Below are 16989 nucleotides of genomic sequence, written 5' to 3'. Positions count from 1 at the left end.
TAAAATTAAGGTTTTTATTCTTAACTTTTTATGCGGGTAAAGTTAGCATATCCAAGTGGCTATTTGCAATATTCTAGCAGTATTTCTAATTCCTAATCCTTCTTTTGTGAATTGAATAATTTTAGTATTCATCCAGGGATAATAGGCATTATTGGTGTAAAAATCAATACATCTTTTTTTACAAGATTTGCAAAAATACTGTTGTTTTCTGTTTGAAGTAAAGCCATTTTTTATGATATAATGTGATTTACAACTTGGGCAAATTTTAGTATCACTAACTTTGATACATGAAGTGTCGTTTACTACCATTTTCTTCGATTTAAGACTGTTTATAACCTAAAACGAGCCTGTTATTAGGCTCGTATTTATTGCAAATTTATATTGATTTATTGATTTTCAATAGTTTAACATTGAATAGTAGAGGCATCACTAACTTTGATACATTACCCATTGTTCGTTCGGGAGCGGGGGTTTTAATAGAAATTATTCTACTTTTTTAGCAAAATATTGTTTTCATCTTCAACCTTATTTTCTGAAATAATTTTTTTTATAAAATTGTAATTTAATGGTTTTGAGAAAGTATCTTTTTGAATATTATGTACATAATAAATCAATTTTTCTTTGGCTATTTTCTTTGGCTCCATAGAATAAGTAGTATCTACTGATAAGAAAATAAATTTATCATCATAACTAAAGTCAACAGCTCCATGGTCAATTATTAATTTATTATTTCGTAATACAATATTACTATGACCGCCTTCTTTTACAAAAATATATTGACTCGGTAATCCAAATTCTTGGTCTGACATATTACAACTAAAACTAATTATTGTTAAAGTAAATAAAATGAATTTTTTCATAATTTTTCACTGTTGATTATCTTGAACCTGTTCTAAAATCTTGAGTTGGTGGTTTTGTATAATTGATTGTATTAAGACCACGAAATATAAAAGTAAAACTAGTACCTGTACCTGCATATAGTTGTCCTAATGCTGTAAAAATATTTCTTGGAGATATAAACTCTGAAAATGTCATAGGATTTGAAAATTCTAAATTAAAGTCATATACATCATTCATTATTTTTACTTGGTTATTACCCTTATATTGTAAATTTAACTTTCCAAAAACTAATCCATTTTTTGAACTATAAAGAGTTTGCACAGTATGCACCTCGTTTAAGCCCCACCCAGTTGTATCCACAAAATTCAAATCTATAGTAGAAGCATTAACTTCGTAAATTGCTTTAAGATTTTTATTTTTGTTATATAATTTATTTGCTTTTTCTAAACTTGGAGCTTTATTACCTTTCTTTCCTGGTGGATCATCCCCATGCATCAAATGATTAAACCCACTCACAATTAAACCTGTAGTTGCGCCTTGCCAAAAGTTACCGCCCGCTAAGGCACTTCCTGCTCCACCTATGATAGCACCAAAGGCTAACGTGCCTATGACTCCTGTCCCAGCTCCAATTCCTGCATGTACGGTTTCTCTTACTCCATAAGCCCAATCGTTTTCTTGAAAGAAACCACTTTCAGTGGTTTTGCCTCCCATCCACACGCTAACGGCTATACTACTCAATGCGCCAGCGGCAAAGCCAGCCCAAAATTTACCTCCAGTAGCCGCACTTAAACCTCCTTGAAAAACGCCATGGGCTAGTGCCGAGACCGCCGCCTTGGTATAAAAATCAGTAATGGTGGCACAAGCGGTACCTATACCAGCGGTTACGGCGATACTTATTGCAGTTACCAAAACATCCACCACTACAGCATCCCAGTTTACAGCTTGATGCATTAATAAACTCGAGAATATTGAACCTAACACAGGAATACAACCAGCCAAAGTAGCAATGTTAAAAGTATTACCAGTAACATCGGTATATTTCAAAGGGTTGTTTACACAATATCCATAACGATTGTAGTTTTGGGTGTTGTAAGGGTCTTGAACAAAATTATCGGCCTCCAAAAAGCGATGCAAACTAGGGTTGTACAAGCGAGCATTCATGTTGAGTAAACCAACATCTTGCAGGTGCTCATGACCCGTGTAACCTCTATCAAAGAACGTCATTTTTGTAAGAGTAACCCCAGCGCCGTCTTGCACTTTGGTTAGTTGTCCCCAAGGGTCAAATACTCTTTTTTCTAAAACACCTCCTGTAGCATTTGTAATTGCTAAGATACTACTTTGGTAATCTCTATGCAAATAATAATAATTATAAGTTATACCATCACTTTTTAACACTAAAGGAGCGCTATAGGCGGTTCCGCCAATATAAGTAAGAAATTCAACCGCAATGGGCGTTGTGTTACTGGTAGTAGGAAAGGTAGCATTAATTTCCATACTTCCGTCAGCACTATAATAACGTCTTTTAGTACGAACTAATTTATCAGTATCATTGCTTCCAAAATACATTACACTTCTTTGTTCATAAGCATTGTAGCCAAAACTAATTTTTGACAATGAAGTAAGACTCGCAATTTCAACCGGTGCTTTAAAAGCATTATAGGTTACACTTTGAGCAAGATTCACGCTTGTAATCGCAGGCGCATTTTGAGCCGGAACTATAGAAGTATTTTGGTAAGGTTTTGCAGTAATACCATAGTTATAATACCCCTGTTTATTATTGGTAATTCTACCGCGGTCGTCATAGTTCTGAAGGTTTATCGATACATTGTCAATTCGAAGATTATCAACATAGAAAGTTGAATTGGGAGCAACTGGACCGCCACCATTACTACCTGGCGGACTATCAATATCAACCACCAGTTTTAGGGTTAGCTTTGGGTTAGTTATTAAATTAGATGGAGCGTATTGTGCATCAAAGATTCCGTTTTCGAGGGTGCCTACCACTACTTCATTTGTTGTAAAAGAATCGTTTGGATCGGTTTCAACCATAACTACATTTACAATAACATTTGGAGTTCCTGTTTTACCAGTTATAGTTGCTTTTATTCGTAACTTGTTTCCAACGGTAGTATTAATTCCTGTTAATGGGCGTTGCGCAAAGCCATTATTTAGATTGGCTTTTAATGTACCTGTAACGTTACTAACAGAGCCCGTACTGTTTGTAACGCTTTTTATAAAAACAAATGAATCGGTTGTGGTATTAAAAGGGAGTGATAATAGCGTGTTACCAGAACCATCCCAAGAAATAAGTCGATCCAATGCATCATAAGCAAAGTTTTCTTGTTGATCAAACATACTATTGTAACGAGAAGTTAAATTACCTAATACGGGTTCAAATATTGTAGTAAGTTTCATTACCTCATTGGCTCCTAACTTATGCTGAAATTGAGAAGCATATCCGAATTGGTCAAAAGTATTAGTAATATTTATTCCATTACCCAAAGAAGCTGTTAAAATGTTCCCCCTTGCGTCAACTGAATTAGCCTGCCATAAATTAGCAGAGGTTACATTGTCTTTAATTTGATTTTCAGCACCATTATTAGCAGAATAGCTGTGTTTAATTGTTTTATTACTTGTTTTGCCGTAGGCAGTTGCTGTATTCGTTTCAAGATCTACTCTACTAAAAGAGTCAAAAGTATATTGTTTTGTAAAAATTGCTGTACCAGAAGGCAGCAAGTTTTGGGTTTCTATTGTTTTATACAATCTTCTTTGTGGGTCATAAGAGTAAGCAAAAGAGCTGTTTCCATCATTTGGATTTACAACGTTCATGAAATCTAACAATTTACTAGTAGCGTTATAGGTAAAGGTACTTAAAATATTTGTTGCTTCGGCAGTAGTCAATCCTTGAATCGATTTTGAAAGAACTCTACCAGTTAAACCATCATAATTATAAGCGGTAATCCCTTTTGGAGCAACTTCTGTTTTAGTTTCCCCATAAGCGTTATAACTATAGGTATACGTGCCTGATGAAGTGTCAACTAATTGAGTTTTTCTTCCCCAATTATCGAAAGACATAATCGTTTTAATACCATCGTAATTGGACTCTAATAAGTTGCCATTGGCATCATATTTAAAAGTAATAGTGCCACCAGGGGAATCTGTTGTGGTCGTAACCTGTCCATTAGCATCAATTGTTTTTGACTTACTCATTACAGAATCAGCTGTAGTAACCGTTAAACCATTATAAGTATTTGTAACAACTTTGCCAGTAAACGAAGTTATAGTAGTAGGTCTGTCAAAGTCGTCATAAGAATAAACTGTCCATTGCGAAGGGGTTTCACTAGTAAAATAAGGTTCGCTAACTCGGTATTTTCTGCCAAAAGTATCATATTCAGTAGCAATGTAAGTCCAAATTCCATTTAAGTTTTTACTTCCCTTTCTAATTTCTCTGGATAAAATATCTTGCTCAACAATCGAACTACTTCCATCAGAAACCCCTGTTTTTGTTGTGTTGGTTACTGTCGTACTATAAATATTATTTGCCCTACTGTAGGTGTAATTAGTTTTTAAATTCAAATTGTCGTCTGTTACACTAGTCCGTTTGCCCCAGTTATCATAGATGCTTGTTGAAGTTTGATTGAAGGGATTTTTTGCAACCAAAACACTACCATAAAGTGGGTGAAAACTCACATTGGTGCTTACTAACATTTCAGGATCGGTAACAGTACTAATAAACCTATTGGTTGGGTCGTAAGAATAAGAAATTTTTCTAGCGGTAATATCGTTAATACCAACTGTAGTTCCTGTAGCACTTGTTTCTTTGTCTTTCAACAACCCATTTGGATAGTAACTCATGGTTTCAACCATAGTTATTGGGTCTAAAACTGTAGTGCTTCCGTTTACAAATACATTATTGTAATTATGCCAAACATTTCCGTTTAAATAATCGATGGTTTGCATAGATTTTTTAATGTCACCGTAAGCAGATGTTGTAGTAGTTATTTTATTAGGACGTCCAATAAAATAACTACTTCCTGTTCCAAAACTTGGGGTATCATAACCCGTTTCTGTACTAGTTGATGATTGTAGCGTAGTACCTAAATAGTTATTATGCGTAACTTTTGTTGGTAAATAGTAAGAATCATAATTATTATAAACAGTCTCTTTTACTATTGCTGTTATATAATCTGTAGATTTTTGATTCTGTAATAAAATAGAGTAAGGAATTACACCCGGAGAGGAGGTTGTATAATTATTCTCAACTTTACTCATTAATCCAGTTGTTAAATTCGTTGGAAAGGAGAATGCAGCTGGATTTGGTAATAAAGTATAGTTTAATTTCGTAGCGCCTCGAAGCAAGGGGTCAATTTCTGTAACACTCCATACTTTTTTATCTGAAGGTAAATTATACCAGGCACTTCTTGCCGATTTTTTAAACCCAATACTGCCTACACCATCAAGTTTAACAAGATAACCATTATATCTAAAATCTTGAAATTTTACAACTCCTAACGAAGTATTTGTTAATTTACTAACTATTCTATTTCTAGGTATTTGTTTTATTTCTAATAATGGATAAGTAACTGAATCATTTGAGGAATAAAAATCAGATGCAATACCCAAACCACCATTAGTTGAACTACTCTGCATTGGACTATATGTAATTTCATCGATAATAGCACCATTCGATTGAGTAACTTTTTTTAAAGAATTTTCAAGTGTTATATCCTTTTTAAACTCTATATAAGTAATTAATTTATCAAAACTACTATTAGGGTGATAACGAATCATTAACATATCACTGGTCAATCCTTTGTATTTAACACTTGCTACTAAAGGAATAGGATAACTATTATCATCACTGTCATGATTTTGAGGTGAATTATAATTATTAAAAAAACTAAACGCCCCCGCTTGATTATTCCCAATATTATTAACGTAAGAAGAGATAGACCAACGTGAATTACGATTAGTAGGGTCAAAAAAACCACCTACATCATAAATGCCTATTGTTGCTTTCACTAAATCAGTTCTACCATCTTTATTGATATCAAGGGCATAAAACAGATTAGTGTCATCGCCTACTTGTTTTATATAATCTGTAATTACAAAGGATTGTTTTGTGAAAAAGTTACCTCCTGTAGGATTTGGATTTCCAAAATACACATTCCATAAACTACTATCAGTACATACAATTGCTGGTGCTATTGTAGAGGCTGCTCTAGGAATGCAACTTCCGTCTGCTTGTGGTATCATAACATCTGGTTTTCCATCTCCGTTATAATCGCCAAACAAAAAGGGTTTGTCTGTAGCATAACTATCAAAAATACCTTGCCCAATAAGTTCCAATTCAATCCATGGAGCTGTATTTAGTTGTTTAAAACTTACCACTTTGTAACTAGACCCAGTTAAAACTAAAATATCTGCTTTTCCATCAGAATTAAAATCCATAACATATTTTTTATCTCCATATAAATAAACATTTGGATTTGTGATGCTACAATTTCCTACTGTGTTTATTATATTAGAAACATTTGGATTCAAATCAATCAAGCGTACTTCATTGTACGCAGGAATTAGAATATGCTGCCAAAGGCAAGGGTTTGGATTAGATGGTTTGCCTGTAGTTGGAGCAACTAGTCCATAAAAATCCTGCTCAAAATGAGAAAAAATTAGAACTTCAGAAATTCCATCACCATTAAAATCGCCTTCAAGATACTCATTACTATGTTTTACTGTTGATGCAGGCATTGAGGCCGTAAGCGCAGCTTCACATCCATTAAAATAAGTATTTGCATTATCAAATGGAATATTTATGGTGTAATCTAAAGCTACAGTATTGGAACTAACAATTAATTTATGAATTTTAAAAGCTATATTATTTATTGTTTCATCTGCAAAAACAATAGATTGAGTTTGATTGAGTTTATTATTCGATAGTGTACTTGCTGCAAATTTTTGTCTTGAAGGTGCTGAAAATGGCAATATCGTTCTAGTTGAAGAATTTGAGAACAAATTGGTGTATAAATTACTGCTTTCAACAATATCCATTTTTCCATCACCATCAAAATCTCCAGTTATTTGTGCACCATCATTTATATTGTAAATATCTGAAAATAGTGAAGTTGTTTCGTTAACTACATCACTTGTACTGTTGTATTCAAGCAATACAGGATTTGCTTCTTCTCCAGCACCATTATACTCTTGAATTTTTGTTACACGTTGATAACCTAATTGAACATCAGCAGTATGTGTTAACCGATATTCTTTAAATAAGGCACTATTGGTAAAAACCTTTATATTGTTTAGTAATTCTGGTTTTTCAATTAACAAACCTTTGAAATAAGCCCTTTCAGTTCTTGCTGATGAAATATAGGTAAATTTGATGTAATTTAATGATGTAGTGTTGCCATTTGTGTTAGCACTGAATTGAATAGTATCAATACATAAACTTTTGTTTAATGGTTTGCTATAATTATAGAGCATAAAATTTCCATTAGTATCTTCATACTTTACAATATAATAAGCTGATAAATCTGTAGCATTCATTCCTCCATAATTTCCATACCATGATCGAGAACCGTCTGGAGAAGTAACAATAAAGTATATATTTGTTCCAATACCCATTAATTGTATCTTTGAATTACTTTGAACTTCGGTCTCATAAACTGAACCATCAGACCAATAAGTAGATCCTGATTTAACTATAAGTCTTTGCCCATCAAGTGATAATTTATCATTGTCGTCAAAGTCAACGCCATCTTTAAAGCCATCAATGTCCGGACGTGTTGCTATTCTACTAATGCTTGATATGTTGCTTATATTCCAACCTTGTCCAGCAATCCCATCATTTTGTCCGCTTGTATAAACGAAATTAATTGTTGGACCTATATTGCTAATACTCGGTGGTAAAGCAATTGGCAATATATAGGTTGCTTGACCCGAACCTGAAATTTCTAATTTACCTTGTGTATCGTGATAATTCTGTGCTAAAATAAAATTAGATATAAATAACACAATAAGAGTAATTTTTAATTTCATATCGTTATTGTTTTAGGATTTTAAAAGTTTTTTGATCGCCATTTTTATATAAAAACCCGACAAGATAGACTCCTTGTGTATAGCCTTCAAAAGGTAAAACATAGCTATTTAAATTGTTTATTTCTTTATAACTTTTAAGTAAAACTCCTTCTAAATTAAAAATAGTAATACTAGATAATGAATTTTCATTTATAACTTCCCATTCCATATATAATTCGGTATTTACTGGGTTCGGAAAGTATTTGACGTCCTTATAAATCGGATTATTTTGCAAGGTTGCTTCATTTGTCGTTTTACCTGTAACAACAAAATTAATTTCAACATAAGTAGTTATTTGATTTCCCTCAGTGTCATAACTAAATAGCGTTTGCTGTCCGTATAAAAATGGAGTAAAAAATAATACCCCAATAAAAAGAAGCATTGTCTTTAGATTAAGTTCTTTAATAAATAAACTATTACTTTGAAAACTATTAATATTTCCAAGAGTTTGGATTTCAAATCCATTTCGGAAAATAAAATTATTTTGTTTTGTTTATAATGAAGATTAAGCCTGATCATAAATTGAGAAGGCTTTTTTTATACTTTACAAATAGTAAAACTCATTCATTTCGCCAATAAAATTAGTAGTACTTGCTATAGAAAAACAATATTCGTTGGTAATGAAATCTGTAAATAAATAGATTTTTTTATTTTCTATAAGTATCTCATCATTTAGCACATCAATAGAGTTAAAATCTAAAAAAGTGCCTTTTCCTATAGCTTTTGCTACAGCTTCTTTACGTGTCCAAAGTTTATAAAAAATCGTATAACCGTTGGGAATAGAATTAATATAACTCCATTCATTGCTTGAAAAATAATATTTATATAAATGCAAATCAATTTTTTTTATATTTTCAATGTCAACTCCAACCAATCCTTTTTTAATAAATGCTAAAATGGTTTTATTTTGAGAATAGGAAATACTGTAATCCATTTCATCATTAAAAAATGGTTTCCCAAATGGGCTGTATTTAATGGTTTCAAGATAATCATCAGTATTAAAACCATTAATTGTTAACGCCTTTATTAATAATTCAAATCCATCAATTCTTTGTTGTTTTTTACTTTCAACATTATATTTAGAAATTCTTAATTGTAATTGTTTAGGCAGTAAAGATAATTTTGTGTTAATTTCATCAATACCAGATAATTTACTATTTATTTTTATGAAAATTTCTACCATTTAATTGATTTTAAACAAATATAAAAATTACAATTAAACTTTTGAGTTAATAGATAGTCGTAATCATATAAATTCTTAAAAATACCTTGGAAAAATTAAGCATAATAATTGGAGAAGAGCGCAAAGATTTTTTCAAAGAAGAAACCTTAATATCTATTTTTAAAAGCACTGTTGAAAAATACCCAGATAAAACAGCACTTTTTTTTAAAGAAGAACAAATTACTTATAAAAAACTTGATGAATGGACTGATTGCATTGCCGCAAATCTTCAGTTAAAAGGTTTAAAAAAAGATTCTTCTTGCATTGTTTATTGGGATCGAGGTTTTGAAATTCACGCTGCTATTTTGGCTATTTTAAAATGTGGCGCAACCTATGTTCCATTAGATTACGACATGCCCGAAGAGCGTGTTTTGACTATTATGGAAGAAATTCAATCCGATTTTATTATTACTTCTAAAACATTCAATCATCCATATACTATAATAGATAAACTAAATTTTAAAGTCGAAAAGGATGCGGTTTTAGAGCCAATACTTATAAACCCTGATTCAGACGCTTATGTTTTATTTACCTCTGGAAGTACCGGAAAGCCTAAGGGAATTAAAATTTCCAATAGAAACATTTGCCATTTTGTTCGATCTGAAAATTCTATTTTAAATATTAATTTTTCGGATAAAGTATTTCAAGGGTTTTCGGTTTCTTTTGACATGTGGTGCGAAGAAACATGGATAAGTTATTTTGTTGGGGCGTCATTATGGATTGCCGACAGTTTAACTTCAAAATCTGTAGATGAGTTAAGTTCCGTTTTAATAGAAAATGACATTACTGTTTTTCATGCTGTTCCAAGTTTACTTGCGGTAATGGAACTTATAAATTTACCTAAATTAAGAATTATAAATGCTGGAGGAGAAGCATGTACACCTCAAGTATTAAATAAATGGACAGCTAAAGACAGGGATTTTTATAATTCTTATGGACCAACTGAAACTACTGTTAGCGCATCGATTGCTAAATTGAATAAAGGAGAGGAAATTACCATTGGAAAACCACTTCCAAATTATGGACTTTGCATTGTTGATGAAAATTTAACACCTGTACCTTTAGGTGTAACAGGAGAATTAATAGTGTCGGGTATTGGTGTAAGCAATGGTTATTTAAATTTAGATGAATTAACAAAGGAAAAATTTATCCAAAAAAATTCATTGTTAAGTGAACTGCCTGGAAACATGATATACAGAACTGGCGATGCCACTTATATGGATACCAATAAAAACATACATTTTATTGGACGAATTGACAATCAAGTTAAACTCAGAGGCTTTAGAATTGAACTTGGAGAAATAGAAAGTTTACTAAACGAACAAGATGGAATTCTTCAAGCAGCAGTTACTTTAAAATTAGATGCTAATGATCAAGAACAATTAACTGGATACGTGGTTTTAAATAAAGATTTAATTTTTGATGAACAATTTCTGAAAGAAAAACTGGCAAAAAAATTACCTTCTTATATGGTTCCTTTAACGATAGTAAATTTAGATGATTTACCAAGACTTACCAGTGGAAAAATAGATCGCAAAAAATTACCAACACCAATTAATTATTTAAAAAGTACTGCTAATGAAATTATTTTTTCTGATACAGATACCCTTGACAGCAAAACAATCAAGATACTTAAAAATATTTTTGCCAAAGAAACAATTGATTTAGAAAATGATTTTTTTACAGATTTAGGGGGACACTCTCTTTTGGCAGCATCATTTGTAAGTAAGATGAGAGATGAAGTAAAAATACAATACGCTTCATTAAAAGATGTTTATCAATTTAGACCTTTATCAGAGTTACTAAAAAAATGGGGCGAAAAAGTAGAAAATGATGTTAAAACCGAAAAAATATTTCACACAATTTCCAGACGTAAGTATTATTTATGTTGGTTAGCACAAACTTTATCATTGATTATAATTTATGGTTTATTGGCTTCTGAAATATTTATACCCTATTTGGCATACTATTTTACATTATTAGAAACGGAAAACCATTTTACCGCTGCGATAGTTGCATTTATTCTGTTTTGTATTATTCCGCCGCTTTTCATTGGATTTTGTATAGTAATAAAGTGGGGTGTAATTGGAAAATATAAAGAAGGCACGTATGCGCTTTGGGGTAGTTATTATTTTAGATGGTGGTTTGTAACAACATTTCAAAAAATAGTTCCTACACAATTTTTAAATGGAACGCCGCTATATCCGATCTATTTGAGATTACTTGGCGTAAAAATAGAAGATGACGCACAGTTGAGTGCCTTAACAATTGGTGCTGCAGATTTGGTAACCATTAAAAAAGATGTAAGTATCAGTTCTAATGTAATATTCGATAATGCAATTGTAGCCAATGGACAATTTATTATTTCTAAAATTACTGTTGGAAATCATGGTTATATTGGTAGTAGTGCCATTTTGGAAGGAAATACAGCAATTGAAGATTGGGGAGAATTGCAAGATTTGAGCTTTTTAGAAAATGGAAAAACAATCCGTTTTGGCGAAATATGGAATGGAAGTCCTGCAAAACATATTGAAACAAGAGCGGAAAAAGATTTTTTATTTCCTTTAGATATTACAAAGAAAACCCGCTCCTATTATAAACTAATATATGCTATTTTACTATTATCATTTCCGCTTTTTATATTAATTCCTTTGATTCCTACTATAATTATTCTAACCGAATTAGATAATGCAGCAGGTGAATTTGAATTTAATTATATTTGGGTAACTCCGTTTTTGAGTATTGTATATATATTTATATTTGCCCTGTTTAATATACTATTATGCCGAATACTTCAGAAAAATATTAAGCCTGGAGTGTATCCAGTTTACAGCAAATTTTATGTAAAAAAATGGTTTGTAGAGCAATTAAACTCTCTTTCACTTATTGTTTTACATCCAATGTTTGCAACTATTTTTATTTCAAAATATTTTAGAGCATTAGGTGCAAAAATCGGTAACAATACAGAAATATCAACAGCAAGTAATGTAACACATGTTCTACTCGAAATTGGTGAAAAATCTTTTATTGCAGATGCCGTTTCCTTAGGGGAAAGCGATGTAAGAGGGCAGCGTCTTATTTTAGATAAAACTATCATTGGAAGCAACAGTTTTGTAGGTAATAGTGCCTTAATTCCTCAAGGTTATTCTTTATCAAGTAATATGCTAATTGGTGTTTTAAGCGTGCCTCCAACTCCAGAACAGCTAAATAAAGAGTCTTTCAATGATTGGTTTGGAATACCCGCAATTGGAATTCCAAAAAGACAATCCAGTGCACTATTTGATATTTCAAAAACCTTTTTCCCTTCAAAAAAATTATATTTTTCGAGAGTAATTATTGAGTTCATTAGAATAATTCTTCCCCAAACAGTAGTTCTAATTTGCAGTATATATTTTATAGCCTATACAAGTGAACTAATGTATAATGAATCTATTGGGAAAATTTTATTGCAACTACCCTTTTATTATTTATTTTTCATTGGATTACCCGTATTACTTGTTCCTTTAATTATGAAATGGTCATTAATTGGAAAATACAAAGAAAGTAATAACCCAATGTGGAGTTTTAATGTTTGGAAAAGTGAAATGAATACTTCAACTTATGAAGCATTAAGCGTTCCATTCCTTCTTGAATATTTAAAAGGAACTCCATGGCTACCAATATTATTACGCTTTTTTGGCGTTAAAATAGGAAAACGAGTCTTTCTTAATACAACTGATTTTACTGAATATGATATGGTTTCAATTGGTGATGATTGCGCTTTAAATGAAGATTCTGGAGCCCAAACCCATTTATTTGAAGATCGGGTAATGAAAATAGGAAAAATAACAATTGGTAATCGGGTAACAATTGGTAGCCGAAGTATTATTTTATATGATACCCTAATAAAAGACGATGTTACCATTGGAGATTTATCTTTAGTAATGAAGGGCGAAGTCCTTCAAAGCAACACAGACTGGGTTGGAAGCCCAATAAGTGAAAATAATAACAACTTTAACAAGTAAAAATCATGAAAGTCATTACATTTAAAATAGTATTAATTTTAATTTTTTCAATCTTTCAAATCAATCTTTCAAATGCTCAAATAAAAAAAGATAGCTTAAAAGAGAATTCCCATATTGAAATTAAAGATAGTATTTCAAAAAAATCATATTTTAAATTATCCATGGGCTACTTGTCTAATTATGTTTATAATGGCAGAAAAGATTCCATAGCAAGTCCTTATATTAAACCTTCAATCGGGTATTTAAATGAAAATGGGTTCAATGCAAGTGTCACAGGGTACTATTTAAATTTAGCCAAAGAACATAAATTTGACTTTGTTTCATTAGATGTAAATTATGATTATAAATTCAATGATAATTTTTCAATGGGCTTATTTGCTAACAGAACTTTTTATCAAAAATCAAGCAATTTTATTAAATCTAATATTATTGGAGATTTAGGGTGTAATGTTGATTACGACCTCGGTTTTATTGAACTTTATGTAGGAGCTGATTTATTGTTTTCTCAAAAGAAAGATTTAGCATTAGATGTCGAATTAGATCATGAATTTAGTTTTAAAAATAAAAATAACGAGTTCAAAATCATACCAACTCTTAGTATAAATTTTAGTTCTTTAAATTATTATGAGGGTTATTTAAATAAAAAAAATGGTAAAAAAAATGCACCAAATAATTCTGGTATTTCTTCTTTTAGTGCTTTGACAACTGTTGACAACAATAGATTTACATTATTAGATTATGAATTTTCAGCACCATTAACCTATGAAATAAAACACTTTATTCTGTTTGTAACTCCCACCTTTGCAGTACCAAAAAACACCATTAACACCACAACTGTAACTACTACTAAATTTATCGATGGTACTGAAAGTAGCATTACTAAAAACTCAACTTCACAGGAAGAATACGAGTTAAAAAGTAACTTTTTTATAGAATTTGGGGGTTGTTAAAATTTATTTTTTCAATATCCTCATCAGCTAATTGAATATATTTATTAGCATTGTCTAGTCCATTTTGGTCAAATTTCACTTTAATAATTTGGTAAATTGAATCAGAATACTGTTTCCATTCTTGTGAATAAACAATACAAGGAAAGCATATAACAAAAAACAATAATTTAATAATTTTTTTCATAATTAAATTTTCAATGCACTCCAAATAGAATTTGCATTAGTTTCTTGGTTATTATGATAATAGGCAATTGCCAAAATCCGTTGCGCATCATTAGTTTTCTGTTTTTCCAATGTCAATTCTTTTATTTTCCCAATGGCTCCTTCTGGGTTACCTAACAACTCATAAACACAAGCCAAATTAATATACCCTTTAGTAAATTTTGGGTCTAATCGTATTGCTTCTTGAAAGTCTTTTTGGGCACTTAATAATAATTCGGTCATTTGCTGTGCTCTGTCATTATTACTCCTAGTGGTTTCTTGTGCAAGCCTACTTTTATTTTCAACTTCTAATGGATATAAAAATCGGTTAGGAAAATTATACTCTTCACTTGTTTTTACTTTCAAAAGTAGTGCCTTCCTCGCTTTCGCAACTCCAATATTGTTCAAATTAAGACCAATGTGCTGCGCAAAGTCTCATATCTTTGCAATGATGATAAAATCATAACTTTACAAAGTAAACAAAAATAATATTTCAAAATGGGGGTGATTTTCCTAGTATTTCTTATCTTTACACAGCAACAGGAAAAAAAGTAGCCAAAACAGTGAACATAGCTTCAAGAAATAGAACAATAAATAGCCATCTGGATTATTTGAAAAATCAAGTTTTAGAAGCCGAAAAAAGATTATTCAAAAAAGACATCAAAGTTACTTCTGAAAATTTGAAGAATGAATTGTTTGGAGCTGCTGAAACGAAACGAATGCTAAATCCCAATCTTCCAAGACCACAACAACAAAATAAAAGAATTGGTTGGCAAAGAATACGCACCAGGAACATTAGAACGTTATAAAACTTCGTTGAGCCATACCATCGAATTTCTACAATGGAAATACAAAGTTTCAGATATTGAGATAAACAAAATAGATCACGCTTTTGTAACCGATTATGAATTTTGGTTAAGAAGCGTTAGAAATTGTGCTAACAACACAGCCGTAAAATACATCAAGAATTTCAGCAAGATAATTAAACTTTGTCTGGCCAATGACTGGCTAGACAAAAATCCGTTTGCAAACTACAAATCTAAAGTCAAAGAAGTCGAGCGTGTTTATTTATCTGAAGAAGAAATTCAAAACATCATTAACAAAGATTTTAAAACCGAAAGATTATCTTTGGTGCGTGATATATTCCTTTTTAGCTGCTTTACTGGCTTGGCTTATATCGATGTCAAAAACTTGACAAAATCGCATATAAGCATTGGTATTGATGGCGAGAAATGGATATTCACGCATAGACAAAAAACCGAAACAGCTTCAAAAATTCCAATCCTTCCAGTAGCACAAATGATTATTGATAAATACGCTGACCATCCTAAAAGTAATAACGAAGACAAACTACTTCCAATTTTGACAAACCAAAAAATGAATGCTTATCTCAAAGAAATAGCTGGCGTTTGCGAGATAGAAAAAGAATTGACCTTTCATATTGCTCGACACACTTTTGCAACGACTATAACCCTTACAAATGGGGTTCCAATTGAGAGTGTAAGCAAAATGTTAGGTCATAAAAACTTACGAACTACCCAACACTATGCAAAGGTTTTGGATAAAAAAGTTAGCGAAGATATGCAGGTTTTGAGAAATAAGTTTTCAATGACACCGATACAAAAAGAGCAAAAAATAAATTAAGATCATTATTGGATTTGGAGTTTTTAGGTTTATTTTTTTGAGTCAAATCAAAAATTTAAAACTAAAAAACAACAAAAAATGAGCATCAAATTTAAACAAACATTATTTGAATTAACGGAACAATTGAATTTTATCAACCTAGAAATGGATGATTTGATAACAAAATCTGTAAAGTCAATTGAAATAACATTAAAGGTAATTAACAATCTTAAAAAGCAATTTCTGAAAGACAAAACAATGAGTTCGGACACTGAAATTGATTTCTTTAAAAATATAAAACCCAAATTCACTTCTTTATACATCTATCATAATACGATTTTTAAAATCGAAACGAAAATGCCACACGGTGGCGAAAAGATAACTAAAAAATACCTCAATAATGAACTAAAAAAACTAAAACGTTTTTTCGACAACAATTTAGATTTCTACAATTATCATCGAACTGGCAGTAGTTTTTTGGATTTCAAATATTTTGTTCGAGGAAATTACGATGTGAAATTAAGACTGGATAGTTTCTATTTTGAAGCGGATCATAATTTTTCAACCTCACACGATTTTAAAGTTGCTAAAATTCTTGCTTATGATTTAATACAGGTTTATTTAGAAACCAAACTTTCTAATATTGGGAAAAAAGAATACAAAGAAAAATCACAACTTGAACCGAAAGGGAAAATCGTTTGGACTGGTTCTAAAGTTGCATTAACCGAATTATTTTATGCTTTGCACACCAAAGGCGTTTTCAATAATGGTGCAGCAGAACTAAAAGAAATTGCAATTTATTTTGAAGAGATATTCAATATCGATTTAGGACAATATCGCAGAACATTCCTTGAAATACGAGAGCGTAAGTCGGATAGAACAAAATTTTTAAGCACTCTAGAAGAAGTATTAACCAAGCGGATGGACGAAACCGATGAAACATTTTAATTTAAATATTATCAATTTGTATAAAATCGTTCCCAACGGGGTTCGAGTTGTGATTTTTATTAAACCAAAAATGTATATCCGTTTTTAATCATACTCCTGTAATACTTGCTATCACTAGTCT

Annotated in this window: 10 protein-coding genes and 1 pseudogene; 5 read left to right on the top strand and 6 right to left on the bottom strand. The window is 31.2% G+C overall.

Annotated features, from left to right (window positions below; genetic code table 11):
- Window positions 1-54 precede the first annotated feature (54 nt).
- The 5 genes and pseudogenes from AC9UEH_RS10765 to AC9UEH_RS10745 form a co-directional block, all read right to left on the bottom strand.
- Window positions 55-309 (bottom strand): annotated as a pseudogene (locus AC9UEH_RS10765) (IS1/IS1595 family N-terminal zinc-binding domain-containing protein); the annotation flags it as partial.
- A 179-nt stretch (window positions 310-488) separates the two neighbouring features.
- The gene (locus AC9UEH_RS10760) at window positions 489-860 is read right to left on the bottom strand and encodes a hypothetical protein (RefSeq protein WP_509531639.1); all 372 of its coding nucleotides are present in this window, start codon (window positions 858-860) and stop codon (window positions 489-491) included.
- Window positions 861-876: 16 nt separating this feature from the next.
- On the bottom strand, window positions 877-7881 hold the full coding sequence (locus tag AC9UEH_RS10755) for an RHS repeat domain-containing protein (protein WP_509531636.1): 7005 nt from the start codon (window positions 7879-7881) through the stop codon (window positions 877-879).
- A 4-nt stretch (window positions 7882-7885) separates the two neighbouring features.
- Complete coding sequence (locus AC9UEH_RS10750; protein ID WP_509531633.1) at window positions 7886-8302, bottom strand: T9SS type A sorting domain-containing protein; 417 nt, start codon at window positions 8300-8302, stop codon at window positions 7886-7888.
- Between the two features lie 162 nt (window positions 8303-8464).
- Window positions 8465-9103, bottom strand: a complete 639-nt coding sequence (locus AC9UEH_RS10745; RefSeq protein ID WP_509531631.1) for a 4'-phosphopantetheinyl transferase family protein — start codon at window positions 9101-9103, stop codon at window positions 8465-8467.
- A gap of 86 nt (window positions 9104-9189) precedes the next feature.
- Here AC9UEH_RS10745 and AC9UEH_RS10740 point away from each other — a divergent pair, with 86 nt between their 5' ends.
- Entirely contained in the window at window positions 9190-13146 is a 3957-nt protein-coding gene (locus AC9UEH_RS10740) for a Pls/PosA family non-ribosomal peptide synthetase (RefSeq protein WP_509531629.1), read from the top strand.
- 5 nt (window positions 13147-13151) lie between these two features.
- Window positions 13152-14096, top strand: coding sequence for a hypothetical protein (locus AC9UEH_RS10735; RefSeq protein ID WP_509531626.1), 945 nt, complete (start codon window positions 13152-13154; stop codon window positions 14094-14096).
- 186 nt (window positions 14097-14282) lie between these two features.
- On the opposite strand, the gene AC9UEH_RS10730 is transcribed toward AC9UEH_RS10735, so the two are convergent.
- Complete coding sequence (locus AC9UEH_RS10730; protein WP_509531624.1) at window positions 14283-14705, bottom strand: tetratricopeptide repeat protein; 423 nt, start codon at window positions 14703-14705, stop codon at window positions 14283-14285.
- A 155-nt stretch (window positions 14706-14860) separates the two neighbouring features.
- On the opposite strand from AC9UEH_RS10730, the gene AC9UEH_RS10725 reads away from it, so the two are divergent.
- From AC9UEH_RS10725 to AC9UEH_RS10715, 3 genes are all read left to right on the top strand, one after another.
- On the top strand, window positions 14861-15106 hold the full coding sequence (locus AC9UEH_RS10725; RefSeq protein WP_509531621.1) for a hypothetical protein: 246 nt from the start codon (window positions 14861-14863) through the stop codon (window positions 15104-15106).
- Entirely contained in the window at window positions 15063-15941 is an 879-nt protein-coding gene (locus AC9UEH_RS10720) for a site-specific integrase (protein ID WP_509531618.1), read from the top strand. Before AC9UEH_RS10725 ends, AC9UEH_RS10720 begins: the two co-directional genes overlap by 44 nt.
- A gap of 78 nt (window positions 15942-16019) precedes the next feature.
- Complete coding sequence (locus AC9UEH_RS10715) at window positions 16020-16868, top strand: RteC domain-containing protein (RefSeq protein ID WP_509531616.1); 849 nt, start codon at window positions 16020-16022, stop codon at window positions 16866-16868.
- Window positions 16869-16989: the final 121 nt, after the last annotated feature.

This window comes from Flavobacterium sp. (assembly GCF_040402835.1).
Classification (GTDB): domain Bacteria; phylum Bacteroidota; class Bacteroidia; order Flavobacteriales; family Flavobacteriaceae; genus Flavobacterium.
This window is presented reverse-complemented; position numbering and strand designations above follow the sequence as displayed.

Bases quoted from the DNA above. Each gene is read 5' to 3' on its own strand.
- AC9UEH_RS10760 (WP_509531639.1), bottom strand. From the start codon at position 860: ATGAAAAAATTCATTTTATTTACTTTAACAATAATTAGTTTTAGTTGT.
- AC9UEH_RS10755 (WP_509531636.1), bottom strand. From the start codon at position 7,881: ATGAAATTAAAAATTACTCTTATTGTGTTATTTATATCTAATTTTATT.
- AC9UEH_RS10750 (WP_509531633.1), bottom strand. From the start codon at position 8,302: ATGCTTCTTTTTATTGGGGTATTATTTTTTACTCCATTTTTATACGGA.
- AC9UEH_RS10745 (WP_509531631.1), bottom strand. From the start codon at position 9,103: ATGGTAGAAATTTTCATAAAAATAAATAGTAAATTATCTGGTATTGAT.
- AC9UEH_RS10735 (WP_509531626.1), top strand. From the start codon at position 13,152: ATGAAAGTCATTACATTTAAAATAGTATTAATTTTAATTTTTTCAATC.
- AC9UEH_RS10715 (WP_509531616.1), top strand. From the start codon at position 16,020: ATGAGCATCAAATTTAAACAAACATTATTTGAATTAACGGAACAATTG.